At 50.6% G+C, this 25,888-nt stretch carries 29 protein-coding genes; 15 read left to right on the forward strand and 14 right to left on the reverse strand.

Going from position 1 to position 25,888, the window contains the following annotated elements:
• Positions 1-291: 291 nt before the first annotated feature.
• The 5 genes from V3O24_RS15695 (at position 292) to V3O24_RS15715 (ending at position 5,355) form a co-directional block, all read left to right on the forward strand.
• Positions 292-672: a hypothetical protein gene (locus tag V3O24_RS15695; protein ID WP_104422300.1), complete on the forward strand. Its 381-nt coding sequence runs from the start codon at positions 292-294 to the stop codon at positions 670-672.
• A 21-nt stretch (positions 673-693) separates the two neighbouring features.
• Positions 694-1,329 carry a DUF2760 domain-containing protein gene (locus V3O24_RS15700; RefSeq protein ID WP_104422301.1) on the forward strand — a complete coding sequence of 212 codons (636 nt, stop codon included), beginning with the start codon at positions 694-696 and terminating at the stop codon, positions 1,327-1,329.
• A complete protein-coding gene (locus V3O24_RS15705; RefSeq protein ID WP_331307939.1) occupies positions 1,326-3,236 on the forward strand; it encodes an Hsp70 family protein in 1,911 nt (636 codons plus the stop codon). The genes V3O24_RS15700 and V3O24_RS15705 overlap by 4 nt, the downstream gene beginning before the upstream one ends.
• A 131-nt stretch (positions 3,237-3,367) precedes the next feature.
• Positions 3,368-3,943 carry a UbiX family flavin prenyltransferase gene (locus V3O24_RS15710; RefSeq protein ID WP_331307940.1) on the forward strand — a complete coding sequence of 192 codons (576 nt, stop codon included), beginning with the start codon at positions 3,368-3,370 and terminating at the stop codon, positions 3,941-3,943.
• 317 nt (positions 3,944-4,260) lie between these two features.
• A complete protein-coding gene (locus tag V3O24_RS15715) occupies positions 4,261-5,355 on the forward strand; it encodes an L-dopachrome tautomerase-related protein (protein ID WP_331307941.1) in 1,095 nt (364 codons plus the stop codon).
• A 6-nt stretch (positions 5,356-5,361) separates the two neighbouring features.
• Here the strand turns inward: V3O24_RS15715 and V3O24_RS15720 are convergent, their stop codons facing one another.
• Positions 5,362-6,285, reverse strand: a complete 924-nt coding sequence (locus V3O24_RS15720; protein ID WP_331307942.1) for a LysR family transcriptional regulator — start codon at positions 6,283-6,285, stop codon at positions 5,362-5,364.
• 263 nt (positions 6,286-6,548) lie between these two features.
• Between V3O24_RS15720 and amoA the strand changes: the two genes are divergently transcribed.
• From amoA to V3O24_RS15740, 4 genes are all read left to right on the forward strand, one after another.
• A complete protein-coding gene (amoA, locus tag V3O24_RS15725; RefSeq protein ID WP_331308065.1) occupies positions 6,549-7,301 on the forward strand; it encodes a bacterial ammonia monooxygenase, subunit AmoA in 753 nt (250 codons plus the stop codon).
• A gap of 11 nt (positions 7,302-7,312) precedes the next feature.
• Positions 7,313-8,551 (forward strand): bacterial ammonia monooxygenase, subunit AmoB, encoded by a 1,239-nt coding sequence (amoB, locus tag V3O24_RS15730; RefSeq protein WP_331307943.1) that lies wholly within the window; start codon positions 7,313-7,315, stop codon positions 8,549-8,551.
• An 18-nt stretch (positions 8,552-8,569) separates the two neighbouring features.
• Positions 8,570-9,367, forward strand: a complete 798-nt coding sequence (amoC, locus tag V3O24_RS15735; protein WP_331307944.1) for a bacterial ammonia monooxygenase, subunit AmoC — start codon at positions 8,570-8,572, stop codon at positions 9,365-9,367.
• 249 nt (positions 9,368-9,616) lie between these two features.
• Positions 9,617-10,834, forward strand: coding sequence for an MFS transporter (locus V3O24_RS15740; protein ID WP_331307945.1), 1,218 nt, complete (start codon positions 9,617-9,619; stop codon positions 10,832-10,834).
• Between the two features lie 199 nt (positions 10,835-11,033).
• Here V3O24_RS15740 and pqqE read toward each other — a convergent pair whose 3' ends face one another.
• The 8 genes from pqqE to pqqA all read right to left on the reverse strand — a co-directional run bounded on the left by pqqE (position 11,034) and on the right by pqqA (position 15,284).
• The gene (gene pqqE / locus V3O24_RS15745; protein ID WP_331307946.1) at positions 11,034-12,185 is read right to left on the reverse strand and encodes a pyrroloquinoline quinone biosynthesis protein PqqE; all 1,152 of its coding nucleotides are present in this window, start codon (positions 12,183-12,185) and stop codon (positions 11,034-11,036) included.
• On the reverse strand, positions 12,163-12,435 hold the full coding sequence (pqqD, locus tag V3O24_RS15750; RefSeq protein WP_104422309.1) for a pyrroloquinoline quinone biosynthesis peptide chaperone PqqD: 273 nt from the start codon (positions 12,433-12,435) through the stop codon (positions 12,163-12,165). Before pqqD ends, pqqE begins: the two co-directional genes overlap by 23 nt.
• Before the next feature lie 32 nt (positions 12,436-12,467).
• Positions 12,468-12,761, reverse strand: coding sequence for a type II toxin-antitoxin system RelE/ParE family toxin (locus V3O24_RS15755; protein WP_331308066.1), 294 nt, complete (start codon positions 12,759-12,761; stop codon positions 12,468-12,470).
• Positions 12,758-12,943, reverse strand: a complete 186-nt coding sequence (locus V3O24_RS15760) for a hypothetical protein (protein WP_331307947.1) — start codon at positions 12,941-12,943, stop codon at positions 12,758-12,760. The genes V3O24_RS15755 and V3O24_RS15760 overlap by 4 nt, the downstream gene beginning before the upstream one ends.
• 8 nt (positions 12,944-12,951) lie before the next feature.
• Complete coding sequence (locus V3O24_RS15765) at positions 12,952-13,425, reverse strand: Uma2 family endonuclease (RefSeq protein WP_331307948.1); 474 nt, start codon at positions 13,423-13,425, stop codon at positions 12,952-12,954.
• Between the two features lie 23 nt (positions 13,426-13,448).
• Positions 13,449-14,177 (reverse strand): pyrroloquinoline-quinone synthase PqqC, encoded by a 729-nt coding sequence (gene pqqC, locus V3O24_RS15770; protein WP_331307949.1) that lies wholly within the window; start codon positions 14,175-14,177, stop codon positions 13,449-13,451.
• Positions 14,178-14,187: 10 nt separating this feature from the next.
• Positions 14,188-15,099 (reverse strand): pyrroloquinoline quinone biosynthesis protein PqqB, encoded by a 912-nt coding sequence (gene pqqB, locus V3O24_RS15775; protein WP_331307950.1) that lies wholly within the window; start codon positions 15,097-15,099, stop codon positions 14,188-14,190.
• Between the two features lie 110 nt (positions 15,100-15,209).
• On the reverse strand, positions 15,210-15,284 hold the full coding sequence (pqqA, locus tag V3O24_RS15780) for a pyrroloquinoline quinone precursor peptide PqqA (RefSeq protein WP_006892363.1): 75 nt from the start codon (positions 15,282-15,284) through the stop codon (positions 15,210-15,212).
• 311 nt (positions 15,285-15,595) lie between these two features.
• On the opposite strand from pqqA, the gene V3O24_RS15785 reads away from it, so the two are divergent.
• Positions 15,596-15,802, forward strand: coding sequence for a hypothetical protein (locus V3O24_RS15785; RefSeq protein WP_104422314.1), 207 nt, complete (start codon positions 15,596-15,598; stop codon positions 15,800-15,802).
• Positions 15,803-15,859: 57 nt separating this feature from the next.
• Here V3O24_RS15785 and V3O24_RS15790 read toward each other — a convergent pair whose 3' ends face one another.
• Positions 15,860-16,612, reverse strand: a complete 753-nt coding sequence (locus V3O24_RS15790; RefSeq protein WP_331307951.1) for a molybdopterin-synthase adenylyltransferase MoeB — start codon at positions 16,610-16,612, stop codon at positions 15,860-15,862.
• A gap of 140 nt (positions 16,613-16,752) precedes the next feature.
• On the opposite strand from V3O24_RS15790, the gene V3O24_RS15795 reads away from it, so the two are divergent.
• From V3O24_RS15795 to V3O24_RS15805, 3 genes are all read left to right on the forward strand, one after another.
• Positions 16,753-17,040: a co-chaperone GroES gene (locus V3O24_RS15795; protein ID WP_104422316.1), complete on the forward strand. Its 288-nt coding sequence runs from the start codon at positions 16,753-16,755 to the stop codon at positions 17,038-17,040.
• Between the two features lie 49 nt (positions 17,041-17,089).
• Positions 17,090-18,745, forward strand: coding sequence for a chaperonin GroEL (gene groL, locus V3O24_RS15800; protein WP_104422317.1), 1,656 nt, complete (start codon positions 17,090-17,092; stop codon positions 18,743-18,745).
• Between the two features lie 192 nt (positions 18,746-18,937).
• Positions 18,938-20,644: a GspE/PulE family protein gene (locus V3O24_RS15805; RefSeq protein ID WP_104422318.1), complete on the forward strand. Its 1,707-nt coding sequence runs from the start codon at positions 18,938-18,940 to the stop codon at positions 20,642-20,644.
• Positions 20,645-20,702: 58 nt separating this feature from the next.
• On the opposite strand, the gene V3O24_RS15810 is transcribed toward V3O24_RS15805, so the two are convergent.
• The gene (locus tag V3O24_RS15810; RefSeq protein WP_331307952.1) at positions 20,703-21,749 is read right to left on the reverse strand and encodes a phytanoyl-CoA dioxygenase family protein; all 1,047 of its coding nucleotides are present in this window, start codon (positions 21,747-21,749) and stop codon (positions 20,703-20,705) included.
• Positions 21,750-21,764: 15 nt separating this feature from the next.
• Positions 21,765-22,571: an AraC family transcriptional regulator gene (locus tag V3O24_RS15815; protein ID WP_331307953.1), complete on the reverse strand. Its 807-nt coding sequence runs from the start codon at positions 22,569-22,571 to the stop codon at positions 21,765-21,767.
• A 179-nt stretch (positions 22,572-22,750) separates the two neighbouring features.
• Between V3O24_RS15815 and V3O24_RS15820 the strand changes: the two genes are divergently transcribed.
• Complete coding sequence (locus V3O24_RS15820) at positions 22,751-23,230, forward strand: hypothetical protein (protein ID WP_331307954.1); 480 nt, start codon at positions 22,751-22,753, stop codon at positions 23,228-23,230.
• Positions 23,231-23,462: 232 nt separating this feature from the next.
• On the forward strand, positions 23,463-23,990 hold the full coding sequence (locus V3O24_RS15825; protein WP_331307955.1) for a class I SAM-dependent methyltransferase: 528 nt from the start codon (positions 23,463-23,465) through the stop codon (positions 23,988-23,990).
• On the opposite strand, the gene V3O24_RS15830 is transcribed toward V3O24_RS15825, so the two are convergent.
• Positions 23,977-24,489 carry an HPP family protein gene (locus V3O24_RS15830; protein WP_331307956.1) on the reverse strand — a complete coding sequence of 171 codons (513 nt, stop codon included), beginning with the start codon at positions 24,487-24,489 and terminating at the stop codon, positions 23,977-23,979. The two genes, V3O24_RS15825 and V3O24_RS15830, sit on opposite strands and share 14 nt — an antisense overlap.
• Positions 24,490-24,571: 82 nt before the next feature.
• Entirely contained in the window at positions 24,572-25,774 is a 1,203-nt protein-coding gene (locus V3O24_RS15835) for an NAD-dependent formate dehydrogenase (protein ID WP_331307957.1), read from the reverse strand.
• Positions 25,775-25,888: the final 114 nt, after the last annotated feature.

Consider the following 25,888-nt stretch of genomic DNA (forward strand, 5'->3'; position numbering starts at 1 on the left):
GGAAGTGAAACCGTTTAGCGCCGATGATAGTGTGGCAGTTTGCCATGCGAAAGTAGGGAATTGCCAAGCTCTTAAATCAAAAACCCAAGCCGAAACGCTTGGGTTTTTTTTTGACCGCAATTTAGGGTAAAGCATTTTTTTTGGAATGTTGAGGTTGCTATTTCATTGAAAATAAAGAAGAACGGATGCATTGTCTGTAATGCAGAGTCCTTTGGACAAATGTTATTTATTTTTGACCAGTTAGCGTAAAATCAAGCATTCAAAGTTCCATTAACACTAGCGGAAAATACCATGAAAAAGATTCTTTTCTTAACTGTCTTGTTATCGGCTTCAACGGCTTTTGCTGAGGACGCCAAAAATGATTGGCATGACACGACTCTTTCCGATGCCACAATTAAGAAAATTCAGGATGCTCAATACCAATATAAAAAGTGTGTTTCAGCTGAAATGCAAAAGCCTGCTCAGCAGGAGTTGGAAAGCCGTAAGGCGACAGAAGCGATCATGAAACAATGCGAGCCGGTGTTATCCCAGATGCGAGAAGTTTATCTGGCTGAAAAAGTGCCGGGAACCATTGCGGATCGTCATTTGAAACAGATGCGCATGCAAACCACTCGTAATGTGCTGCAAGGTATGATGTTCAGCGAAGCCGCCCGCAAATCAGGTCAACAATAACAACTAAAAGAGCCTCGTGTAATGAATACTTATGGAATTGATTTATCCTTAAAGCCCACCACCTTTGATTTATGGCATGTTTGTTTGGCAGGTACTGTCGCTCTGTTGTCGTTGCTTCTAGTGGTGTTATTGCTGTCGATACTGATCAGTCGGGCTCGATGCAAGAAAAAAGCAGCTATTCAAGCTGCTGAACCGGTAGTAAAAATTGTCGAGAAAATCGTCGAAGTTGAAAAATTGGTTCATGCGCCCACACCGGAACCTGTTGTGTTGAAAGAGGCAACCCCGGATGCGGCCTTGCAATTACTGGGGTTGCTGCAAAAAGAAGCTCGTTTCATCGATTTCATTAAAGAAGATATTACCGTTTTCAGCGACGCCGATATTGGCGTTGCCGCCCGCGTCGTGCATGAAGGTTGCAATAAAGCGATTAACGAGCACTTTACTTTAGCCGCCGTCCGTAGCGAACAGGAAGGCAGCAAAATTACGCTGCCTGACGGTTTTGACGCCGCTACCGTGCGTTTAACAGGCAACATCGTCGGTACGGCGCCTTTTACCGGTACGCTGGTTCATAAAGGCTGGCAAGTCACTGATGTCAGGTTGCCCAAGCTGACGTCAGGATATAATGCCGCTATAGTTGCACCGGCAGAGGTCGAGTTATGAGCGATTGGCCCGGTCATGAACAAGCGAACGCGACAGCTGAAAGCGTAGTTGTTCAGCAGGCGCAAAACGCAGTTTTCGGAGCACAGTATTCTGTCGGTATCGATTTGGGCACGACTCATTGCGTGTTGTCTTATGCCGATCTTGGAAATATCGACGACGAAGAGTTTTCTCCACAAGTGATGGCAATACCGCAACTGACATCTCCCGGTTTGGTTGAAGAAAAACAACAGTTGCCGTCGTTTATGTATCAGGCGCATGAAGCTGAACTTGCTCAAGATTCAACTTCGTTGCCCTGGACCTCAAAACCGGATTATCTGGTCGGCGAGATTGCCCGTAATTTGGGCAGCAAAACCTCTATACGTTTGGTATCCAGCGCTAAAAGCTGGTTATGTCATACGGGAGTCGACTGTAAAGCGCCAATTTTGCCCACTGATGCACCTGACGAAGTCGAGCGCGTCTCGCCGTTCCAGGCAACCACGGCTTATCTGCAACATCTGCGCGATGCCTGGCAAAGCCAGCATCCGAATGCCCCGCTGGATCAACAAGATGTCGTGATTACCGTGCCGGCTTCGTTCGATCCTGCGGCACGGGAGTTGACGGTTGAAGCGGCTCGTGCCGTGGGGCTTGGGCAGGCTATTCTTCTGGAGGAGCCTCAGGCGGCGTTGTACAGCTGGATAGAGAAAAGCCACGGCGACTGGCGCAAGCACGCAGAGGTCGGCGACATTATCCTGGTAATAGATATTGGCGGCGGCACCACAGACTTATCATTGATAGCTGTCACTGAAAAAGACGGCAATCTGGAACTGACCCGCGTTGCTGTCGGCGATCATATCCTGCTGGGCGGCGATAACATGGATTTGGCCTTGGCCTATACCGTTAAAGCCAAGCTGGAAAAAGATGGGAAACGTTTAGAACCTTGGCAGCTTCAGGCGTTGACCCACAGCTGCCGCGATGCCAAGGAAAAGCTTTTCACTCATTCCGAGCTTGATAATATCCCGCTGGTGGTTGCAAGCAGGGGCTCATCTTTAATCGGCGGCACATTGCGCACCGAATTAACCCGTGAGGAAGTCAATCGTGTACTGGTTGAAGGCTTCCTGCCTAAGGTGGCTGTCAGTGACAGGCCGGTAAGCCGTCCCCGTACCGGCTTAAGAACCGCCGGTTTACCTTATGCCCAGGATGCAGGTATTACCCGACATTTGGCAGCGTTCCTGGCCAAACAGCAAGGCGCTACTGACGAACTCAAAGACATCAATCTGCCTGATCACGCAAGTTTCCTGCACCCCACTGCCGTGTTGTTTAACGGCGGCGTGTTAAAAGCCGACACCCTGGCTGAACGCTTAATGGAGGTTTTGAATTCATGGTTGAGCGTTGAGCAAGCGCCCGCAGCCCGATTATTGGCCGGTGCCGATCTTGATCTGGCGGTCGCCCGCGGTGCTGCTTACTATGGCTACGTTCGCAAAGGCAAGGGCGTGCGCATTAAAGGCGGCACGGCGGCTTCTTATTATGTTGGCATAGAAAGCGCGATGCCCGCAGTGCCCGGACTGGTACCTGAAATTCAGGCTTTGTGCATTGCCCCATTCGGCATGGAAGAAGGGACTCAACAAGAATTGCCGGATGATGAATTTGGTCTGGTGATTGGTGAGCCGGTTCGGTTCCGTTTTTTTTCCTCCCATATCCGGCGAGAGGATAAAGTCGGAACCCGTTTGGATTACTGGACCGACGAAGAGCTTGATGAGCTGGATGAGATTGAAATCACCTTGCCGGAAGACAGTCGCAGGCCGGGCGAAGTCGTACCGGTGCATCTGTGTGCGGCGGTAACCGAAGTTGGCACACTCGAACTGCAAGCCGTATCCCAGAAAGACCAAGGTCGCTGGAAGATTGAGTTTGATGTCAGGGCAGGGGAGTAGTCCCATCCACCGGGATCAATTTAAAAATATCACCACGAAGGCACGAAGAGCACGAAGAAAGGCAAGGTAAAAACTTCGCGTCCTTCGTGTCTTCGTGGTGCAATATAAAATCACATCTTGAACCATAAAAAATGAAGCAAAAAAAACGATTAATCATCGCCATGACCGGTGCCACCGGCGCGGTTTATGGGGTCAGGATGCTGCAAGTCTTGCAGACGCAGGATCAATGGGAAACGCATTTGGTCATATCGTCAGCCGGTGTGGTGAATTTAAAGCATGAAATGGATATGAAGCGCGCCGAGCTGGTCGAGTTGGCTGATGTGACTCACGGCATCGATGATATTGCCGCCACTATTTCCAGCGGCGGCTTTAAAACAGAAGGGATGATTATCGCGCCGTGTTCGATGAAAACCCTGTCGGCGGTGGCGCACGGTTTTGGCGACAACCTGATTTCACGCTCGGCTGATGTCGTGTTAAAAGAGCGTCGGCGCTTGGTGATCATGCCCCGTGAGACGCCGTTAAACCTGGTGCATATCCGCAACATGGGGAGCGTCACCGAAATGGGCGGCATCATTTTTCCGCCGATGCCCGCTTTTTACAGCAAATCGGATTCGCTCGCGGCCATGGTCGATGAAACCGTTGGCCGGGTTCTGGATATGTTCGGGGTTAATGTGGACGGTTTGTACACGCCTTGGGAGGGATTGTAGAAGCTAGGGGATAAGTTATTTGTAAGATTCTGAATTTGATCTGACAGTTTCAAAATATTGGCTTGGATTGAACCTGACACTGACGGTCGCAGTTCGGCCAATTGCTGGCGGTCGCGACTGGCCGCTTTATGGCGATGCGTATTGCAGAATGAAATTCGGCAATACGTCAAGACCGGACTGGCATGATTTTATTTAAATATCTGCTCTCGCCCCCAACCTCACAAAATTTATAAATACCGCCATGAATAAAGATCATTTAACAGACTTAACTCGACAGAGTAATGTTTTCAATGAATCTTGTTCAATTGGAGTTATTTATGAATACCCTCGTTAAAGTCACCGTTCTTTTAATGATGTTCACCTTTGACGCGGCAGCAAGTCCCGATTCAAAATTCGACATCATCGCCCATCTCGATACTGGTCCGGGTAATGTCACCGTTACCGATAATGGCCGCACCATCATGAGTATGCATCAGTTTTATCAGCCTAAATACACGGTGGTTGAATATAAAGATAATGCCCTGCTGCCGTTTCCTAATAAAGAACTGTCGGACGCGGATTCAATATCGAATCTGAAACTGGATTCCGTGCTGGGCATTCGTGGTGATGCCAATGGCATCGTGTGGATGTTGGATAACGGCATGCGTAGCGGTGTCACACCTAAATTGGTCGGGTGGGATACCCGTAGCAATAAGCTGCACCAGGTCATCCATTTGCCGACTCCGGTAGCGCCGAAAGATGCTTTTGTTAACGACTTTGCCGTCGATAGCAAACACAATCATATTTTTATCAGCGACCCGGCCGGAGGCGCCAATGCGGGGCTGATTGTCGTCAACCTGAGCACAGGAACGGCAAGACGCGTACTTGAAGGTCATCGCAGCGTTATTCCTGAACAGGTCGATCTGGTTATCGACAATGTCCCGATTCAAGTTAAAGATAAAGCCGGAAAATTGCTTCGGCCTCATATCGGAGTCAATCCGATTACGGAAGATTTGAACAACGAATGGGTTTATTTCGGTCCGATGCATGGACTGAGTTTATACCGGATAAAAGTGGACGATCTGGTCAATGAAAAACTGGATGCCAAAATGCTGGCAAACCGCGTTGAACGCTACAGCGATAAACCGATTTCGGACGGCATCACCATCGATAAGGATAACAATATCTATCTAGGCGAGCTGGCGGCCAACGCAATTGGCGTTATCTCGGCCGATAAAAAATACCGGCGGCTTGCGCAGTGCTCGCGCTTGTCATGGGTGGATTCGTTCAGCTTTGGGCCTAATGGGCAATTGTTTGCGGTAGTCAATCGATTGCATCAGTCGGCAACGCTTAACGGCGGCGTATCGGCCTCAAAACCGCCGTATTACCTGTTACAGGTAAAAGCTTTGGCTGGCGGGTTGCCTGGAAGATAACCAAATTCATAAGCCATTCATGTTCCGGCCTATTGCTGTTATTTTGTCCCGCAGCCAAAGATGGGCCGGATCTTTATCCTGTAACGGATGCCAAATCATCACTAACTGGTAACAAGGAAGTTCGACAGGCACCGGAAATATTTCCAGCGGGGCAAATTTTTTAAACTGCTCGGCAATTCGATAAGGCAGCGACAATATCATATCGGTTTCGGCAACGATCAGTGGCGCGGAAAGAAAGTGTGGGACGATCAGCTTGATGCGCCGCTCCAAGCTCTGTTCCGCCAGTTTTTGATCGATTAAGCCGACATTGCTGCCGGTTCGGGAAATCAACATATGGGAGGCGGCCAGATACTCTTCTAACGACGGCGGTTTTGTTATCAGCGGATGATCCTGCCTGACCACGCAGGCCATTTGGTCACTGAATAAATGTTCGCAGTGTAAATGAGCAGGCGGCTTTAACACCGACTCGAACCCGAGTACGACATCAAGACTGCCGTTTTCCAACTGTGCGGCCGGGAACGATGATTCAGTGCGCTTAATGTGAAGATCAATGCCGGGGGCAGTTTGATCGATCAATCCCGATAACGCCGGTATTAACAGCAATTCCATATAATCCGTGGCCGCAAGTACGAATCGCCGTTGACTGGTTCCTGCTTCAAATTCCAATGGCGGTTGAATCAGTTGCTCCATCTCATTCAATAAATTTCTGACCGGTTCGATCAAGGCCAGCGCTCTTTCGGTCGGTTTCATTCCTGTCGGCGTTTTAACCAGCAGAGGATCATCCAACTGTTGCCGCAGTCTTTGCAAAATATGGCTCATCGCCGATTGCGTAATGAACATCTGTTCCGCAGCACGGGTCACGTTCAACTCCTGCATCAGCACATCGAAGGCCACCAATAAGTTCAGGTCAAAGGTTCTTAAATTAGACATTCGGGGACTCTTTCAGCGTTGGTTTGACAGCGATTAGCATAACAAAAACACAGCACGCGCCGGCTATGAATTACGTCAATGATGGGATGAAATTTATACATTTAACAACGCCGTCTTTTCAACTTACTGTATCACTCAAGCGTGTTGTTTAGCTTGAGTCGGTCCAGTTCCCCCTCAATGGCTAACCGACAAAATTTACAACACGCTGACTTTTTGGATAGGCGAGTCCGCCTTATCTATTGCTATTGATAGGAGACGCAATGATGTCAGCAAATATTTCAAACCGGTCTTTTCGACCGTACACCGGAGAAAAGGCGCGGATTAGCCGCGCTTACGATTACCTGATCCTGGTATTGGCTCTTTTCCTGTTTATCGGAGCCTTTCATCTTCATTTTGCGCTGACCGTCGGCGACTGGGATTTCTGGGTGGACTGGAAAGACCGTCAATACTGGCCGCTGGTGACGCCGCTGATGGGCATTACCTTTCCGGCTGCGGTTCAGTATGTCATGTGGAATAAATTCCGCCTGCCGATGGGCGCCACGCTGTGCGTTGCCGCGCTGCTGATAGGCACTTGGATTACAAGGGTCTTTGCTTATCATTATTGGAACTTTTTTCCGATCAACATGGTGCTACCGGCCACGATGTTGCCGGGCGCATTGGTTCTGGACTTTATCCTGATGCTGAGCAACAGCCTGACGATAACGGCCATTTTCGGCGGTGCCGCGTTTGCGTTGCTGTTTTACCCCAGCAATTGGCCGATCTTCGGTATGTTTCATGTGCCGGTTGAGCAAGGTAACGGGCAAGTGACCGTCGCCGATTTATTCGGCTTCCAGTACATCCGCACCGGGATGCCCGAATATTTACGCATCATTGAACGCGGCACTTTGCGGACCTACGGCCAATATGCGACACCGCTGTCGGCATTTGCCTCGGCGCTTTTATGCTCCCTGATGTACACCTTATGGTGGTATATCGGCAAGTGGTTCTCGACAGTTCGTTACCTTAACAAAATCTAAAGGGAGGGTTTATGAAAACGATTTTAGTCAAAACCTTAACGGCATTCTGCCTTATCTTTTCCGTGTACTTGATGGATGTCCAGACAGTCATGGCTCACGGTGAGAAAGCACTGGAGCCGTTCATCAGAATGCGCACCATCCAATGGTATGACGTGCATTGGTCGAAACAGGCTTTCAACGTCAATGAGGAAATCAGCGTCAGCGGTAAATTTCATGTCGCCGAGGATTGGCCTATCGGCGTACCCAAACCGGAAGCCTCATTTTTAAACATATCGACGCCGGGGCCGGTGTTGATCAGAACCGAGCGTTATCTGAACGGCAAGCCGTGGACTAATTCAGTGGCTTTGGAACCGGGCGGCGATTACGACTTCAAGGTCGTGCTGAAGGGACGTTTGCCGGGACGCTATCACATCCATCCGTTCTTTAACTTAAAAGATGCCGGACAAGTGATGGGGCCGGGCGTGTGGCTGGATATAGCCGGCGTTGCGTCGGACTTTAGCAACTCGGCCAAGATCATAAACGGCGAAGTCATCGATATGGAGAGCTATGGCTTTGCCAATGGGGTTTGGTGGCATCTGTTCTGGGGAGTATTGGCAACAGCCTGGCTGTTATGGTGGGTGCGGAGACCCTTATTCATAGCCCGCTATCGAATGCTGGAAGCGGGTATGGAAGATGAGTTGATCACGCCGCAAGATAGGTTGATTGCCAAATCGGCCATGGTCGCGGTACCGGTCATGGTATTGGCCTTTAATGCGATGGCGAACAATGACCTTCCCAACACAATTCCTCTACAGGCGTCTTTAGATCAGATTTTACCGCTCCCTGCCAAGGTGAATGCTGGTATCGTTAATGTCGATACTTTAAAAGCCGAATACCGTGTAGCGGAACGGGCGATGAAGTTTGACTTAAAAATCGATAACCAAAGCGATGCTCCCCTTCATATCGGCGAATTTTCGACAGCCAATGTGTATTTTTTAAACAAGGATCTGCCTGTAGCGCATCAAGATCTTTCCGGTAGTTCGACTGTTTCCGAGGAAGGCATGAGCTTGGATAATAACGACGCGATCAAGCCGGGCGAACAGCGCACCCTGACGATGGTCGTCAAAGACGGCTTATGGGAGTCCGAAAAGCTGGACGGTTTGATTCGCGATGCGGATAGCCGAATCGGCGGTCTGCTGTTTCTTTACGACCTGACAGGCAAACGCTATATATCGAGTATTACCGCTGCTGTCATTCCAAAATTCGATTAACCTCATCAGGAGAACATCATGGCACTATCATCCGAGCAATTAAAGGCCGCGCTGCCTGAGCAATTAAAAGTCCCGCTTGAACAACTGGGTAACGCGCCCTGGTATTTAAAGGATTTGCCCACTTATCTAAAGGCCTTTGGCATCCTGACTGTCATCTATATTGGCTTGCGTTTGTATCAAGGCGAATTTGCGGTTTCCGCCGGACTGGATTCCTATGAACCCGCCTTCGAACAATACTGGATGCGTTTGTTTTATATCGAGCTGGTGATTCTGGCAGTATTTACGACGGGTTTATGGGGATATTTATGGGTTTCACGGGATCGAAACCTGGATTCGATCAGCCCTAAAGAAGAAATTCGCCGTTATTTCACGTTGACGATGTGGATTAGCGTCTACACCTTTGCCGTCTACTGGGCCGGCAGTTATTTTGCCGAACAGGATAATTCCTGGCATCAGGTGGCGATTCGCGACACACCGTTTACGGCCAATCATATTATCGAGTTTTATTTCAATTTTCCGCTGTATGTGATTTTAGGCGGGAGCGCCTGGGTTTATGCCCGGACCCGCTTGCCGCTGTATGCGAAAGGTATTTCGCTACCGTTGACGCTGGCCGTATTCGGGCCGTTCATGATTTTGGTCAGTGTCGGTTTTAACGAGTGGGGACATACCTTCTGGTTCAGGGAGGAATTTTTCGCCGCGCCGATTCATTGGGGGTTTGTGATTGGCGTCTGGTTTGCGTTGGGAGTCGGCGGGATATTGCTTCAGGGCGTGACTCGCTTGATTGAGTTGCTTGATGAGCTGGAAGATGCGCCGTGATTTATGGATAAAGGGATTGTCAGAGCGCCAGGATTCTCTTTTTCTCCGAGCATAGATGGTACCACCCTCGTTCCCACGCGCTGCGTGGGAATGCGTTGTAGGACGCGCTGCGTCCCGATTTGTCCGGTCTGCATTTTTTATAAGCTAACCGTGACTCACGGCGCAGCACGCCTTGACTGCATTCCCACGCAGCGCGTGGGAACGAGATAACCAGTAATTACTTTAACCATTCCAAATACGTCGCTAATCATGACAACCATTAAACGCACAGGCATCCATTATGCCTGGGTCGTACTCGCTGTTACTTTTACTTGTTTGTTTGCTGCATCGACGCTCCGATCTGTTCCGGGCATCATTATGCTGTCGCTGGAGCATGAATTTAACTGGAGTCGGGAAACAATCAGCGGCGCCGTTTCGGTCAACCTGCTGTTATTTGGGCTGGCTGGCCCTTTTTTAGGCAGGCTGATGGATTTGTACGGCACCAAAGCCATCACGCTGATAACGCTCACTTTGGTGACGTTAGGTGCGGGCGGCAGTGTTTTGATGCAGGAACCCTGGCAGCTGTATCTTTTTTGGGGTGTGATTATCGGCGCAGGTTCGGGAGGCACCTCAATCGTGATGGGGTCCGCCGTTGTCAATCGCTGGTTTCGGCAGCGGCGCGGTCTGGCTTTAGGTATTTTGGGGGCGGCTTTTTCGTCGGGCCAACTCATTTTCACGCCGATTATCATGAACCTGAACATGCAGTTGGGTTGGCGGGCTGTCACGCTGTTTATAGCGTTAATGCTGGGTTTGGTCGTATTGCCGCTGATCATGATATTGATGGCTGATAATCCCGGTTTAAAAGGATTACAGCCTTATGGCGACAATGGGTATGCTGAAGCTAAGATTCCACCTGACCCGAACCCGATGCGTTCGGCAATGGCCAGCTCTCAATTTTGGTTGCTGGCTTTCAGCTTCGGCATCTGCGGTTTTACCACCTCAGGCCTGTTTCAGACGCATTTGATTTCTCACGGCATCGAACACGGTTTCCCGGAAATGACCATGGCCGTGTCATTAGGCGTAATGGGCGCGACCGATATTGCCGGCACCATTTTTTCCGGCTGGTTATGCGATCGCTTCGGCAAGCGCTGGCCGCTTGCGGTTTATTATGCGCTTCGCGGTATTTCATTATTATTGCTGCCGTATGTCGAATCAACCGGGCAACTGATGGCCTTTTCCGTGGTTTACGGGCTGAATTGGTTATCGACGGTTCCGGCAACCTCGGCGCTCACAGCCGACTTATTCGGCAAACAAAATGTCGGGGTTGTATTTGGCTGGATTTGCTTTGCCCATCAGATCGGCGCAGCGTTAGCCAGTTACGGAGCCGGCTATTTGCATGGCTTGTTCGGGAATTACACCTTGGTCTTTATGACCTCCGGTCTTTTTGCGTTAGTCGCTACCGGGCTTGTCATGAAGATACGGGAATGAAATTCGGCTATGGGTCGAACTGAGACAGTCAATGCCTGATACAGTTGAGACTGATTTTGGCAATTACCTGATCAAGTCCAGAGTTTTACAAGTATTCACCATGAAGACTCGAAGGGTACGAAGTTTATGTTTTTTCTTCGTGTCCTTCGTGTCTTCGTGGTAAAAAAGAAAAGACATATATTCTTTGCCGGACATTGCCTTAAGATAACAGCCGCGAGTTTTTGCTGTTACGGAAAATCAGCGGTTTTTCATTGTCAGCCAGTGCGCTCGCCTTGGCGGAATCTATCGCTTCTTGGATAACATGGTGATTTGGCGATTTGCTGCACACCGGGTCGGCGGCGTACATGTCGCCGCTTAATAAATAAGCCTGGCAACGGCAGCCGCCGAAATCTTTTTCCTTTTCATCGCAGCTGCTGCAAGGCTCTTTCATCCAGTCGAAACCACGGAAAAAATTGAAGGTTTTTGATTCGTACCAGATCTGTTCGATGCTGTAGTCTTTGACATTGGGGCAGTCCATCCCCGGCAGTTCTCGGGCGGAATGACAGGGTAGGGCTACGCCGTCCGGTGCGATAGTCAAGAAGGTTGTGCCCCAGCCGTTCATGCAGGCTTTGGGGCGGTCTTCATAAAAATCCGGCACCACATAATAGATTTTCATCTTGCCGGCGACTTTTTCTTTAAAAGCCTGGGCGATTTGTTCGGCCTGTTCGAATTGCTCTTTAGTGGGCAGCAATAAGTCGCGGTTGGCGTGCGCCCAGCCGTAATACTGGGTGTTCGCCAGTTCCAGGTAATCCGCGCCCAGCTCTTCGGCCATTTCCAGAATTTGGGGCATCTGGTGGATATTTTCGCGGTGTATGACCACGCACAGCACCATCGGGTAGCCGTGTTTTTTGACCAGATGCGCGACGTCTTTTTTGTGCTGGAACGATTCGGTGCCTGCGATATGGTCGTTCAGCTCCTGGGTGCTGGCCTGGATGCTGACCTGGATATGGTCAAGACCCGCGTCCTTGAGTTGGGCAATTTTTTCTTCGGTCAGACCGTAGCCCGAGGTAATCAGGTTGGAATAATAGCCAAGGTCTCTCGCGTGTTTGACCAGCTCGGGTAGGTCTTTCCGGGTTAACGGTTCGCCGCCGGAAAAACCCAGTTGCACAGCGCCCATTTTTCGGGCTTGCGTGAGTACGCGTTTCCAGTCCTCGGTGTCCAGTTCGGATTGGTATTTCGTATAATCAATCGGGTTGGCGCAGTAAGGGCATTGCAGCGGGCAGGCATAAGTCAGTTCAGCCAGCAGCCAGCGCGGCGGGGTGATGCCTGTCCTGAGCGCGGTCGTAGGGTTAGTTTTGTTGGATCCAGCCATTTTTTAAAGCGACCTCTAGGAAAGCGGTAATGTCGTTGGTAAGTCCTGTCGTTGCAAATTTCCGCTCCAGATCGCTGACGATTTGGGCAAGGTTGCGGGTGCCGTCGCAACATTTCAGGATTTCTGCGGAACTTTGGTTAAGCTCCACCATGCCTTCAGGGTAGAGAATGACGTCTTTTTGCTGGGCTTCTTCCCATTGCAGACGGTGCAGGGGGGAAAACTTGATGGTTTGGTCTGGGTTTATAGTCATTTTGAGTTTGTGTGCGACACTTTAAATTAACATTATAGTGATGTCAGTAATCGATTTATATCGAGAGCACCGTGAAATACACCCAAAATATCGATACTCTCCGAGGTTTTTATCAAATACGCGATTCGGTAATGACCGTACAACAAAATGCGAATATCGCCATCGGGTTCTTTTCGGTACGAGTAGCCAATTTCTGGAAATTCGTGTAATAACTGGGCTTTTGCATAAAGGCCGGAAACAACTTTCTCAGCTGCGGCAGGGTTATCTTCGGCGGTATAGTCGAAAATATCCCGAAGCCAGCACTCCGTTTGAGTTGTCCAATTTATTTACGCCATGAGTCCATGCGTTGTTGCATTTCTTCATTAGGGATTGCCCGGCCTTGTCGGGTATCCTCTAAGCCCCATTCTATCATCCGCGTAAAAGCCAACTCATGCAAAATCTCATCAAAGCTGCTGTCAGCGGGTTGAGCTTGAACTATTTCAGACACTTTCTCTTTAACTGTAGGCATTTAACTCGCTAATTTATTGGAATCGTAACGTTAATGCTGTATGCCGATTGCTCAATTTTCCCGGTCTTGTCGTAATAATCAACAATGCCGTTTTCCCACGCAATCCAAACTTCTTCAGCACCTGCCTGCAAATACAGCTGAACCTTATTGGTCATTTCTTCTTTCGAATTGGACGGCGAGACAACTTCAATGCAAATTTCAGGGGCATGTGTATAAGGCGTTTCATAGCCGTGTTGCTTGATAAATGCTTTGGAACACCAAGCGACATCGGCAACTTTCACGCCTTCGGTAGTTTGAATTGAGCATTCGAGCAATGCTTCACCTTTTTTTAGCTTGCGTTCGAGCAAAGCACCGATATGTAATCGCAATCGACCGTGTTTATTGGAGGCGGGAGCCATTTCAATTTTTCCATAGCGATTCAATTCGATTTTAAAAGGTAGATTTTCAAAATACGGGTTATCGATAACTTCTGCCCATTGCATCGCCTGACCTCCAGTGGGTTGCCTTACGCTTTAATATTAAAATACGGCGGCATTTCGTGAATATAAGCCATGTACATCGCATCCGCCATTGTCCAAAGCACATCCAGCTTGAATTTCAGGATTTGAATCATGCGCTCTTGTTGTTCGCGGGTTTTATACCAATCCAATGTAATCGCTAAGCCGTGTTCGACATCGCGGCGTGCTTCGGTCAGGCGTTTGCGGAAATAGATATAGCCTTCCTGATCCACCCAAGGGTAATGTTCCGGCCAGTTGTCCAGGCGTTGCTGGTGAATCTTGGGAGCGAACAGTTCGGTTAGCGAGGAGCTTGCCGCTTCGTGCCATTCCGCTCTGCGGGCGAAGTTAACATAGGCATCGACGGCAAAGCGCACGCCCGGCAATACGAATTTCAACGAGGTGATGTCTTCACGCGTCAGGCCGACGGCTATGCCCAGTTGTATCCAGGCTTCGATGCCGCCCGGATCGCCGGGATGTCCGTCATGATCCATAATCCGCTGTATCCATTTTGCGCGGGTTTCCCGGTCCGGGCAGTTGGCCAGGATGTTGGCGTCTTTAATCGGAATGCAGACCTGATAATAAAAGCGGTTGGCGACCCAGCCCTGTAATTGCGCTTTGGTGAGCTTACCTTCGTTCATCAGGGTATGGTAAGGATGATGAATATGGTAATGGCTTTCCATGCCGCGGAGTTCGGCTTCAAATTGTTCTTTGGTCCAGGGTGTATTATCACTGCTCATGGTGCATCCTTTATAAATCGATTTCCAGACCGTCGTAGGCGACTTCAATGCCGGAGGCATCGAGTATTTTACGCTGTTCGGAATCGTCGTCTAAGATCGGGTTGGTGTTGTTGATATGGATTAATATCTTGCGGGCTTTGGCAACGCCGTTTAGGACTTCTATCATGCCGCCTTCGCCGGATTGAGGCAAGTGGCCTATCTCGCGGGCTTTTTTATGGCTGATGTTCTGAGTACACATTTCGTCATCGGTCCAGAAGGTGCCGTCCACCAGTAAACAATCGACGGTTTGCATCGCAGCCATGACGTGCGCTTCTATCTCGCCTAAGCCGGGCGAATAAAATACTTTTTTGCCGGTGGAAATTTGCTCGATGATGACGCCGATATTGTCGCCGTCATGCGGATCATGCCGATGCGGAGAATAAGGCGGCGCCTTGCTTTTTAGGGCTTGGGTGTAAAAGCGTAAGTCGTCAATGCCGGGTATCGTAAAACTGCTGCCGTCATAAGGAATCGGGTGATGGTTGACGGTGCAGTAATCGGCCAGCATGTTGAATAACGGAAAGCCGGTGGTCAGGTCTTGCTTGACCATTTCCGTGCAGTAAACGTCCAGCGGCTTGCCTTCCCGGAGCATCAGCAGTCCGGTGGTATGGTCAATCTGGCTGTCGATCAACATGATCGCTTTAATGCCGGTATCGCGAACGCCTTCTTTAGGCTGGATGGCTGGAAAGGCTTCCAGTTGCGCGCGAATGTCGGGGGAGGTGTTGAACAGCAGCCAGTTAAGGTTGTCGGTACTGACCGCAATCGATGACTGGGTACGGGCTTTGCCGTTCATTTCCTTGTGCCGCAAGCGGCGGCAATTATGGCAGTTGCAGTTCCATTGAGGAAAACCGCCGCCTGCACCTGAACCGAGAACTCTGATCTTCATAGTTTGGGAGGTAATTTAAATTGGGAATAAGGGCTAGATGATACGGTAATAAAGGGTTTCAGGCAAAAAAAAGGGGCTCATCCAGAGCCCCTTTTTTGATCCAAATCGAATTAACGATTGTAGATGTACATTGTTACTTCAAAACCGAAACGCAGGTCTGTGTAGCTTGGTGTTTCCCATTTCATTGTGAATCTCCAGTAGTGTTTAAATTATTATGCTAGCTCGATCAAGTAAGCTGACCTGAAGTATACGATGAACTATTTTTTTACGCAACTTTTGACGGCGCCCAAAACAGGCCAATGCTATTGTTCTATACGGTTATTGCTTTATTTGACCGCAAGGCAGGGGGGGTAGAGAATCAATGATAACTGGTTAAAATTTCAAGATATTTAGATAGCTAGGGAAAGACGTTTTTTTTGACCGGAAGCAGGAAGAGAGTATTATTTAAGTTCACCTTGAAAATAATAATACACATATAAAAATATGAGGAGGAATCATGGGTGGAGTTACTGAGTTGTTCGTGGTTATGATACTGATCGCGGCGTTTGCGTTTGCACCGCTAGGCTATTTTATTTACCGGTTCACCAAAGCCAGCGACAAGCCGTTCGGTGAAATTGAACCGCATGGCGATAGTCCGTCGATGGTGAACGATTTTGCAGAAAAGGCCATTAAATATTTCCAGGGATTGCTAGCCAAAAAGTAAAGCTGTGTTGTTGATGAGCTTCCAGGCGAATTGCATCGCCTGGAAGCTCATCGGCCATCAAACCGGTAAACCGCTGCATGTCGGGCAGCTTGGGTTTTTCCGCAATTTCATCGTATCCCACTCCATTGTTAATCCGTCCAACAGCAGCAAGCGCCCGGTTAACGTGTCTCCGATATTCATTATTAGCTTCATCGCTTCCAGGGCCTGAATACTGCCGACTATGCCGGTGACAGGGGCTATGACGCCATTTGTGGCGCAATTTTGCAATTCTTCGCCGTCACTGTTGTAGAGGCAATTGTAGCAAGGGCTGTCATTTGTACCCGGCGTAAACACAGTCACCTGGCCTTCAAAGCGAATCGCCGCTCCTGATACCAGCGGCGTTTGCTGTTTGACGCAGGCGCGATTGATCGCAAAGCGCGTTGAGAAATTATCGCTACAGTCCAACACCACGTCGGCCAGCATCACTTCGGAATCAAGTTGTTCGCCATCCAATCTTTGTTTAACCGCCCTTACTTTGACATCAGGATTTAATTCATTAAGTGTCTTGCGGGTTGAAATTACCTTATCAGTCCCAATATCCGGTGTGTGATGAGTAATTTGCCTTTGCAGATTGGATAAGTCCACGATGTCGTCATCATAAATCGCGATATTGCCGACACCGGCCGCGGCAAGATACATAGCGGCAGGGGAGCCAAGCCCCCCGGCGCCGACAATCAACACACTGGCGGCTAGAAGTTTTTGTTGCCCTTCAATATCGACTTGAGGAAGCATGATTTGACGGCTATAGCGTAGTAGTTGGTTGTCATTCATAGGTCATGTTGTCGCTGTATTGTGATAGAGAATGATGCCAAAGAACTTGACACACTGCAAAAGCTCATTATCATTAGCACTCATTACTAGCGAGTGCTAATAACAAGTTTACCCTTTAATTTTAATGTTAGGAGATATTGATGAAAATACGTCCGTTACACGACAGAGTGATAGTCAAACGCGTTGAAGAAGAAACTACAACTCCCGGCGGTATCGTGTTGCCTGGTTCAGCAGCCGAAAAACCAAGCCAAGGCGTGATCTTGGCGGTAGGTAACGGTAAACCACTGGACAACGGCACAGTACGCGCCCTGGACGTTAAAGTCGGCGACAAAGTGCTGTTTGGCAAATACGCCGGCAACGAAGTTAAAGTTGACGGCGAAGAACTGATCGTTATGCGCGAAGAAGACATCATGGGCGTTTTAGGTTAAGCCTAAACGCGTTAATCAAATTTACATACAAAATATTTAAGGAATAAAAATGGCAGCAAAAGACGTATTATTTGGTGATGATGCTCGTGTCCGTATGGCGCGTGGTGTCAATATTTTAGCAAATGCGGTAAAAGTGACTTTAGGTCCTAAAGGCCGCAATGCGATTCTGGATAAAAGCTTCGGCGCTCCAACCATCACTAAAGACGGTGTATCGGTTGCAAAAGAAATCGAATTGAAAGACAAATTCGAAAACATGGGCGCGCAAATGGTTAAAGAAGTGGCTTCGCACACGTCCGACGTAGCCGGTGACGGTACTACGACTGCAACCGTATTGGCGCAATCTATCGTCAACGAAGGCTTGAAAGCCGTTGCAGCGGGCATGAACCCGATGGATTTAAAACGCGGCATCGATTTGGCTGTGTCTAAAGCCGTTGATGCGATTGTGGCTTCCGCTACGCCTTGTGTCGATAACAAAGCGATTGCCCAAGTAGGTACTATTTCTGCAAATTCTGACGAGTCTGTCGGCAAAATCATTGCGGAAGCGATGGAAAAAGTCGGTAAAGAAGGCGTCATCACTGTTGAAGAAGGTTCAGGCCTGGACAACCAGTTAGACGTTGTTGAAGGTATGCAGTTCGACCGCGGTTATTTGTCGCCTTATTTCATCAACAAACAAGAAAACATGAGCGTCGAATTAGACGATCCAATGATTCTTATCTACGACAAGAAAATCTCCAATATCCGCGACATGCTGCCGGTTCTGGAAGGCGTTGCCAAAGCCGGCCGTCCTTTATTGATCGTTGCCGAAGATGTTGAAGGCGAAGCGTTGGCTACTTTGGTTGTCAACACCATTCGCGGCATCGTTAAAGTTGCAGCCGTTAAGGCTCCAGGTTTCGGCGACCGTCGTAAAGCCATGCTGGAAGACATCGCGGTACTGACTGGCGGCGTGGTTATTTCCGAAGAAGTCGGTTTAAGCCTGGAAAAAGCTGAATTATCGCAATTGGGTACAGCTAAAAAAGTACAAATCACTAAAGAAAACACTACCATCATTGATGGTGCAGGTTCTGAAGAGCAAATCAAAGCCCGTGTCGCACAAATTCGCGCACAAGCGGACGAAGCAACTTCCGACTATGACAAAGAAAAACTGCAAGAGCGTCTGGCTAAATTAGCGGGCGGCGTTGCTGTGATTAAAGTAGGCGCTGCAACTGAAATCGAAATGAAAGAAAAGAAAGCCCGCGTTGAAGACGCGCTGCATTCAACACGCGCAGCGGTTGAAGAAGGCGTTGTTGCCGGCGGCGGTTCTGCGCTGGTCCGCGCTATTTCCGCTCTGGATAAACTGGAAGGCGTTAACCACGACCAAACAGTCGGTATCAACATCCTGCGTCGTGCAATGGAAGAGCCTCTGCGTCAAATCGTTTCCAACGCAGGCGACGAGCCTTCAGTGGTATTCAACGAAGTGCAAAAAGGCACAGGTAACTTCGGTTACAACGCGGCAACCGGCCAGTATGGCGACATGATCGAAATGGGTATCTTAGACCCTGCGAAAGTAACCCGTACCGCGCTGCAAAACGCGGCTTCTGTTGCCGGTTTGATGCTGACTACCGAAGTGATGATTGCCGACGCACCTAGCGATGACAAACATGCGCACGGCGACATGGGCGGCATGGGCGGTATGGGCGGCATGGGTGGTATGGGCGGCATGATGTAATCTTGTCGTCTTAAAGCTCAGACGCTTTAAGTGAAATAAAAGCCCCGGCTGTTCCAGGAACAGCCGGGGTTTTTTTTATTGTAGGATGTGTCGAACGCAGTGAAACGCATCATTATGGAAAGTTATCAGTATTTATTTTAGCTGTGCTAAATTTAAACAACCGATACATAACTGACTGCAATTGACGACCCCATGGACATTACCAAAAAAATTCGTCTCGGCGACCTGCTGGTTCAAAACCGGATTATTACCGAAGAACAACTCACGACGGCGCTGGCCGAACAAAAGAAAACCGGAAGACAGCTGGGCCGCACCCTGATCAATTTAAACTTTATCAGTGAAACGGAACTGCTTAGTTTTCTGTCGCAGCAATTAAAAATCCCGTTTTTGGATATTTTGCAATATCCGCGCAGGCCTGAAACGATCAAGTTGTTGCCCGAGACGGCTGCCCGGCGTTTCCGGGTCTTGTTGCTGGAAAATAACGAATACGACGTCCTGTTGGCTATGGCCGATCCTACCGACTTAATGGGGCTGGATGAATTAAGCCGTATCCTGAAAAAGAATATTCAGCCCGCCGTAGTCAGGGAAGCTGACTTGTTGATGGCGATAGACCAGTCCTATCGGCGCACCGATGAAATCGATAAACTGGCCGAACAATTGCGCAGCGATATGGCGGATGATGACAATATCGATCTCAATTCAATGCTGACATCGGCTGAAGCGGCCGATGCGCCTGTGGTCAGATTGTTGAAATCAGTATTTGAAGATGCCGTACAAGTACGGGCCTCCGACATCCATATAGAACCGCAAGAACATAAACTGTATATCCGTTTTCGCATTGACGGCGTACTGCACCAACAAACCGAAGCCGACCTGAAAATTACCACAGCGCTGGTATTGCGGCTCAAGCTCATGTCAGGGCTCGACATCTCCGAGAAACGTTTGCCGCAGGATGGCCGCTTCCAGGTCAAAGTGCGGCTACAGTCAGTCGACGTGCGTATATCGACCATGCCGACCATCTACGGCGAATCCGTGGTCATGCGTTTATTGATCCAGAATGCCGAAGGATTTTCGCTGGAAAAACTGGGCATGCCGCCCGAACTGTTGGCCCGTTTTCGCAAGCTGCTGCATCGTCCTGACGGCATGATACTGGTTACCGGGCCAACCGGTAGCGGTAAAACCACTACTCTTTATGCCGCCCTCAGCGAACTCAACTCCTCCGCCAACAAAATTATTACCGTGGAAGACCCGGTCGAATACCGTTTGCCCGGCATTAACCAGGTGCAGATAAACGAAAAGATCGATCTCGACTTTGCCCGGGTACTGCGTTCCGCCTTGCGGCAAGACCCGGACATCGTTCTGGTCGGCGAAATGCGCGATCATGAAACCGCGCAGATCGGCCTGCGCGCCGCGATGACAGGCCATTTAGTGTTGTCAACCTTGCATACCAACGATGCCGTCAGCTCGCCCATTCGGCTGATGGACATGGGCGTGCCGCGCTTTATGGTCGCCATGTCCTTGTTGGGCGTCATTGCCCAACGGCTGGTGCGGGTCGTCTGCGAAAGTTGCGCCCAGCCTTCCATACCGGAACCCTTCGAACAGACTTGGCTTAAACTTGAATTGGGCGATACTTTGGATCCGCAAGGCTTTGTCCGCGGCAGGGGCTGCATCCATTGCAACGGCACCGGCTATCAAGGCCGGGTGGGCGTTTACGAATTGCTGGAAATGAATACCGAACTGACCGATGCCGCCAATGATCCAGACACCAGTGTTTTTATTAAACTGGCGCGAAAAAAAATAGCGGGAAACACCTTGCGCAGCAGCGCGGTGGCAATGGCTGTGGCTAAACGCACCACCGTTGCGGAAGCCATGCGCATCAGCAATCAGTTTGAAGATTAGCCGGGGGCTGCCACGACATTGCTCCTGTATTCTTGAGGCAATGTTGAAAGGGTTCTTCTTATTTCCAGACGGAATGGATGCCGTGGTCGTGAGGAAACAATTTAATGTATTGCACCAACCGCGGGTAATGCGCCAAGTTGCGGCCGCTGGCGTGCGGCAAGGCGTGGTGCCAGAGGATGAAATCCCCGGCCGAGCCGGTGACCGGCACCGGATCCAGGCTTTCCAAATCCTGTTCGCGCGGGTTTTGCTCCGGCGGAAGTTCCTCCAGCCATTGATCTATACGGCGGTGGAATCCCGGCACACAACGGAAAGCGCCTTGTTCGGCGCTGGTATCGCTCAGGTATAACAGGCCCTGGACGCCGAACGGAATCGGCAAGGCAAGGCTGACATCCCAGTGTATGCGGCTGGGGCCGGATATATTGATACCGCCGCGCTCAGGCCGGTTCAGGCTGGAACGGTCTACGCTAGCCCATAAGTCGCCTGTTCCCCAAAGTTGCTCGAACGCTTTGCGGATGCGCGGTGCTGCGCGGTTTTTATTCAGGGCCGGATGCAGGAACAGCGGCACCCAAAACAGATGCGTTCCGTTGTACCAACTCTCTGAGTTTAGCGGATCCATGCCGAGAAAGTCCCATATCGCCGATTCCGCTTCCCGGCAATCCTCAGCGGAAACCGCGTTGCGCAGCACCACGTAGCCGTTTTCCCGCCAGAACGCCAAGTCCTCTGCCGACAACACGGGGTCTTGAATGTCTTCCCCATTGATGGGGTAGATACGCCTCGGATGTTCCAGATAACGCCTAACCATTGCATTAAGGCGCTCCACCAAGGCGGCATCGGGAGCACCGCCGAGCTTTTGCACAATCCACTGTTCGAATTCGGCATAGCTAGGGCGTTGATGAAACAGATATTCCGCCGGTTCGACAATGCCCAGACCCAGGCCCTGCATCAGCGTGAAATCAAGTCCGTATTCGCCATGCACACTGCTCGGATCAAGCCGGCCCTCGATTTCCAGCATCCGTTTAGACCAATAGCGCCGCAAGTGGAGCACGCCCAATCCGCCGGCCTCCATCGAAGCAAGACTATGTTCAGGTTTTGCTATCAGGTTCACAGGTGCACCCACTGTTCAGCGCTGCAATCGGGCCAGCTTTTGCAGGCCTACCGTGGGCGGCGCACCGAAAGTCTTGCGGAATTCATGGCTAAAATGGGCCGAGTCCGAAAACCCGGTAGCGTGCGCCGCAGTCGTGAAGTTGTTGCCTTTTATGATCTCGCGTATCGCTTTCCGCATCCTGTTCCACCCCCGGTAACGGCGGAAAGGGACGCCGATCTGTTTTGTGAACAGGTGCTGGAATCGCGAGGCGGACAGCCCGACCGCTTCCGACAGCGTCGCCACTGAGGTCAGATCGTCGCCATGTTCGAATAAAAATTCCACCACCTGGGCTATGCGCGGATCGATCGGCTCTGCTCTTGACCGCCGTTTGGAAAAATCCATCAGATCGGCCAATGGCTCCGCAGTCCACTGGGGATTGTAGCGGTCTTCGTAAAGGTCGCGCATGAACGAAACTTCGCCGGTAGTACCGATCAAGGCGCCGCTTACCTCGCGTGTATTGCGTATCAGCGGTTTCAGCGCCTCGGCCGCGGCGATATTCGGTTCGATATAAAACACCGTCAGCGGATCGCCGCCAACATCCAGCTCATGCAGGACGCCGGCGGGAATAACCGCGGTGCGGCAGGACAGCCAATCGCCGCCATGCAGCCGCAGGCGAAAACGGCCGTAAATTCCGGCGAGAAAAACAGGCGCGCCGTGTTGATGGCTCGCGTTGTAGTACAGCGGCCCGGTAAAAAACGTGCGCCCGTCGCTGATGTCCCAGAGCGCGTCGAACTGGACGGCGTCTGTCGCAGCACGTTCATACAAGCGGGGGCTGTCTGTCATTGTTTATACTCCGATACATTGTTTTGATCCCCGTCTTTAACGCAGGCGTTGGCAGTGCAGTCTAGTCAAATAGCAGGCTGTTGACAACTCCCTCCCAGTGGCGGTGGTTTGGGCAATTCGCCGCTATTGGCGTCCAACAAGGTGGGGCGAAAGCTCCCCGTATAACGATGAGGGTAACCATGACAAACCAGAAAGTTTCACACGAACCGATGACCAACCTTTTTCTTTTGGCGTTTGCCGGACTGTGTCTGGCGATAGCGCTTGCGATCGCCTGGGTGCTCGGCTTCACACTGTTTTTCCCGGATGGCGGCTTGGCCGGATTGCTGGTCGAACGGGCCGACATTATCAGGGCTCATATCGACTATCTGATGATGGCCCAATTCCTGTTCATCTTTTTCCTGCTGTTTCGGCAGTATGCCATCGATCCGCCCGTCTGGGTTGTTGCCGCTTGTTGTTTCGGTGCTTTTTTCAATCCACTGTCATTCCTGGTCAGGGGCCTGACGCCGAAGCCATCCGTTGTCGCTACGATTCCTGTTGAAGCGCATTTTCCGTTTCAGGCGGGATTGAGCTTCACATTGACAACGGTCGGTTTTCTGACCGCCGTCGCGCTGGTCGTCAGGGCGGCCTGGAAATTGAGATCGGCGAAGAATGGAGGCTGATTTGCCGTCCAATGTGCTAGGCTGTTTTTGGTGGGATGCATTCACCCTGGCGCAGCCTTGCATTCTATTTGTTAATAAATTATCAAGACAATCGCTTTAGGATGACAAATGCAGGCATGTCGGCTTTTATCAAAACCCAGTAAAATAAATCAGTAGCTTTGGTTGAATTCCATTTATTCAATAACCCCGTATTTACGGAATAACGACAACAACTTATAGTCAAGGCTCACTGATGATGAAACACTATTTGCTGGAAAAGCCGTCGCCCTGGATTGTTAAACACGCTCCGTTGATAGCTAAAGAAGGCCGGGTACTCGACCTTGCCTGTGGCAATGGACGCCATGCAATCCGGCTTGCCAAGCAAGGCTATCGGGTCGATGCGATTGACCGCGATGCTCAGGCCTTATCGAGCATGCTGGGGGTGGACAATATCAACGCGTCTATTGCCGACTTTGAAGCGGGCGGTTGGCCTGACTCAGACCGGCGGTATGACGGCTTAATAGTCAGCCGCTATCTGTATCGGCCGTTGCTTCTCACTCTTGCCGAAATGCTTAATCCGGGCGGCGTGTTGATTTATGAAACCTTCATGATGGGCAACGAACATTACGGCAAGCCCAGCAATCCCGATTTCTTGTTGCAGCCGGATGAGCTGCTGGAAGTTTATTCCCCTGTACTGACTATAGTCGCATTTGAGCAGGGTGAACAGAAAACGCCACGGCCTGCTGTGATGCAACGCATTTGCGCGGTTAAGAATTTATAGCGGCTGCTTGCCGAACGGTACGCGTCAGCTTGAAGATAAGACGCGCCAGGAAAAACAAAACTATTGCGCCCGCCAAGGTTGGAAACAATAAAAACGACCAGTCCGGCCGGGTTAAAAAAATAATCACAGGATTGGAACCTGCGGGCGGGTGAACGGTACGTGTGACCAGCATCGCAGCCAGGGCGGTGCCGACAGCCAAAGCCATGCTCCACCAGTCGGGGCCGACGAATTTGAGAAAACCCAAGCCAATCAAAGAGCAAAGTAAGTGACCGACGATCAGATTGCGCGGTTGTGCAAATACCGCATCCGGGAATCCGAACAATAAAACACAGGATGCGCCGAAAGAACCCAATATCCAGGGGTGGCCGGAAAGTTGACTTAAGGCGGCAATGGAAGCGATAGCCAAACTTGACCCCAGTCCGGCCAAAGCTATATGTAATAGCGAAGGTCTTGGCGGAAGGACTTTGCCGCCATTTCTATTTTTATTCTTAAGCGGCATTAGTTAAGCCTCTCCTTCCAAGTCGGTAAAGGGGATGCGGTATTGACCCGCGCATCCCCGGCTTCAGTTCAAACGATTACTATCAATCCTTCTTGAACTTGGCCGCTTCTTCCGATCCACCGGTGGCATTGCCTTTACTATAGGAATGCGCACCGACGCCGGCCAGCTTGCCGCCCTGGACAATCAGGTATTCGTCGCGAATGGGCCGATTTTCAAAGTAGCACTCAAGAATTTCGCGGGTACCGGCAGCGTAACGTGTCTGCGCCGACAGGCTGGTGCCTGAAATGTGCGGCGTCATGCCATGATTCGGCATCGTGCGCCAAGGATGGTCGTTGGGCGCCGGTTGCGGGAACCAGACATCGCCGGCATAACCCGCCAGTTGACCGCTTTCCAGCGCATTGACAATTGCATCGCGGTCGCACAACTTGCCGCGCGCCGTATTGATCAGATAGGCGCCGCGTTTGAAGTGCTTCAGCGTCTGCTCGTTGATCATGTGCTCGGTTTCAGGATGCAGCGGACAGTTTAAGGTCACGACGTCGCACACCTCGGTCAGACTTTCCAGGCTGGAGTGATAGGTCAGGTTAAGTTCCTGTTCGACCGCTTCCGGCAGTCTATGACGATCCAGGTAGTGCAATTTCACGTCGAACGGTTTGAGCAGGCGCAGTACGCGCAGACCGATACGGCCTGCCGCGACGGTGCCGATGTTCATTGCTTCCAGGTCGTAGGAACGCGCCACGCAGTCGGCGATATTCCAGCCGCCTTTGATCACCCAGTTGTAGGACGGAATGTAGTTGCGTACCAGCGCGAGCGTCATCATGACCACATGTTCGGCAACGCTGTTGCTGTTGCAATAAGTCACTTCGGCAACGGTAATGTTGCGTTCCATCGCGGCTTGCAGATCGGTGTGATCGGAGCCGATACCGGCGGTCACGATCATCTTCAGGTTTTTCGCCTTGGCGATGCGTTCGGCGGTCATATAGGCCGGCCAGAACGGCTGGGAAATGACGATTTCGGCGTCGTGCAGCTCGCGGTCCAGAACGCTGTCGGCGCCGTCCTTGCTGGACGTCACGACCAGTTGATGACCGTTCGATTCCAGATATTTACGCAAACCCAACTCGCCTGAAACACTGCCGAGCAATGCACCGGGTTTGAAGTCGATGGCCTTAGGCGTAGGCAGTGTTTGTCCGTCAGGGTAACGCTCCGGCTGAGGCAGGTCGTCACGGGCATAGGATGTTGGATAACCGTCGATAGGATCGTCGTAAAGAACCAGAATAATTTTTGCCATTTTGCTTTGCCTTAATGATAGTTGGGGGAGGGCGCGTCCGCGATGCGGACGGCCCTGATTTATCCCGGCCGGGTGGCAGTATTGTCCGGTGCTTGCGGCGTCAGCGTCTAATCG

Origin of the sequence: Methylobacter sp. Wu8 (assembly GCF_036440755.1) — a bacterium.
GTDB classification, from domain to species: domain Bacteria; phylum Pseudomonadota; class Gammaproteobacteria; order Methylococcales; family Methylomonadaceae; genus Methylobacter_A; species Methylobacter_A tundripaludum_A.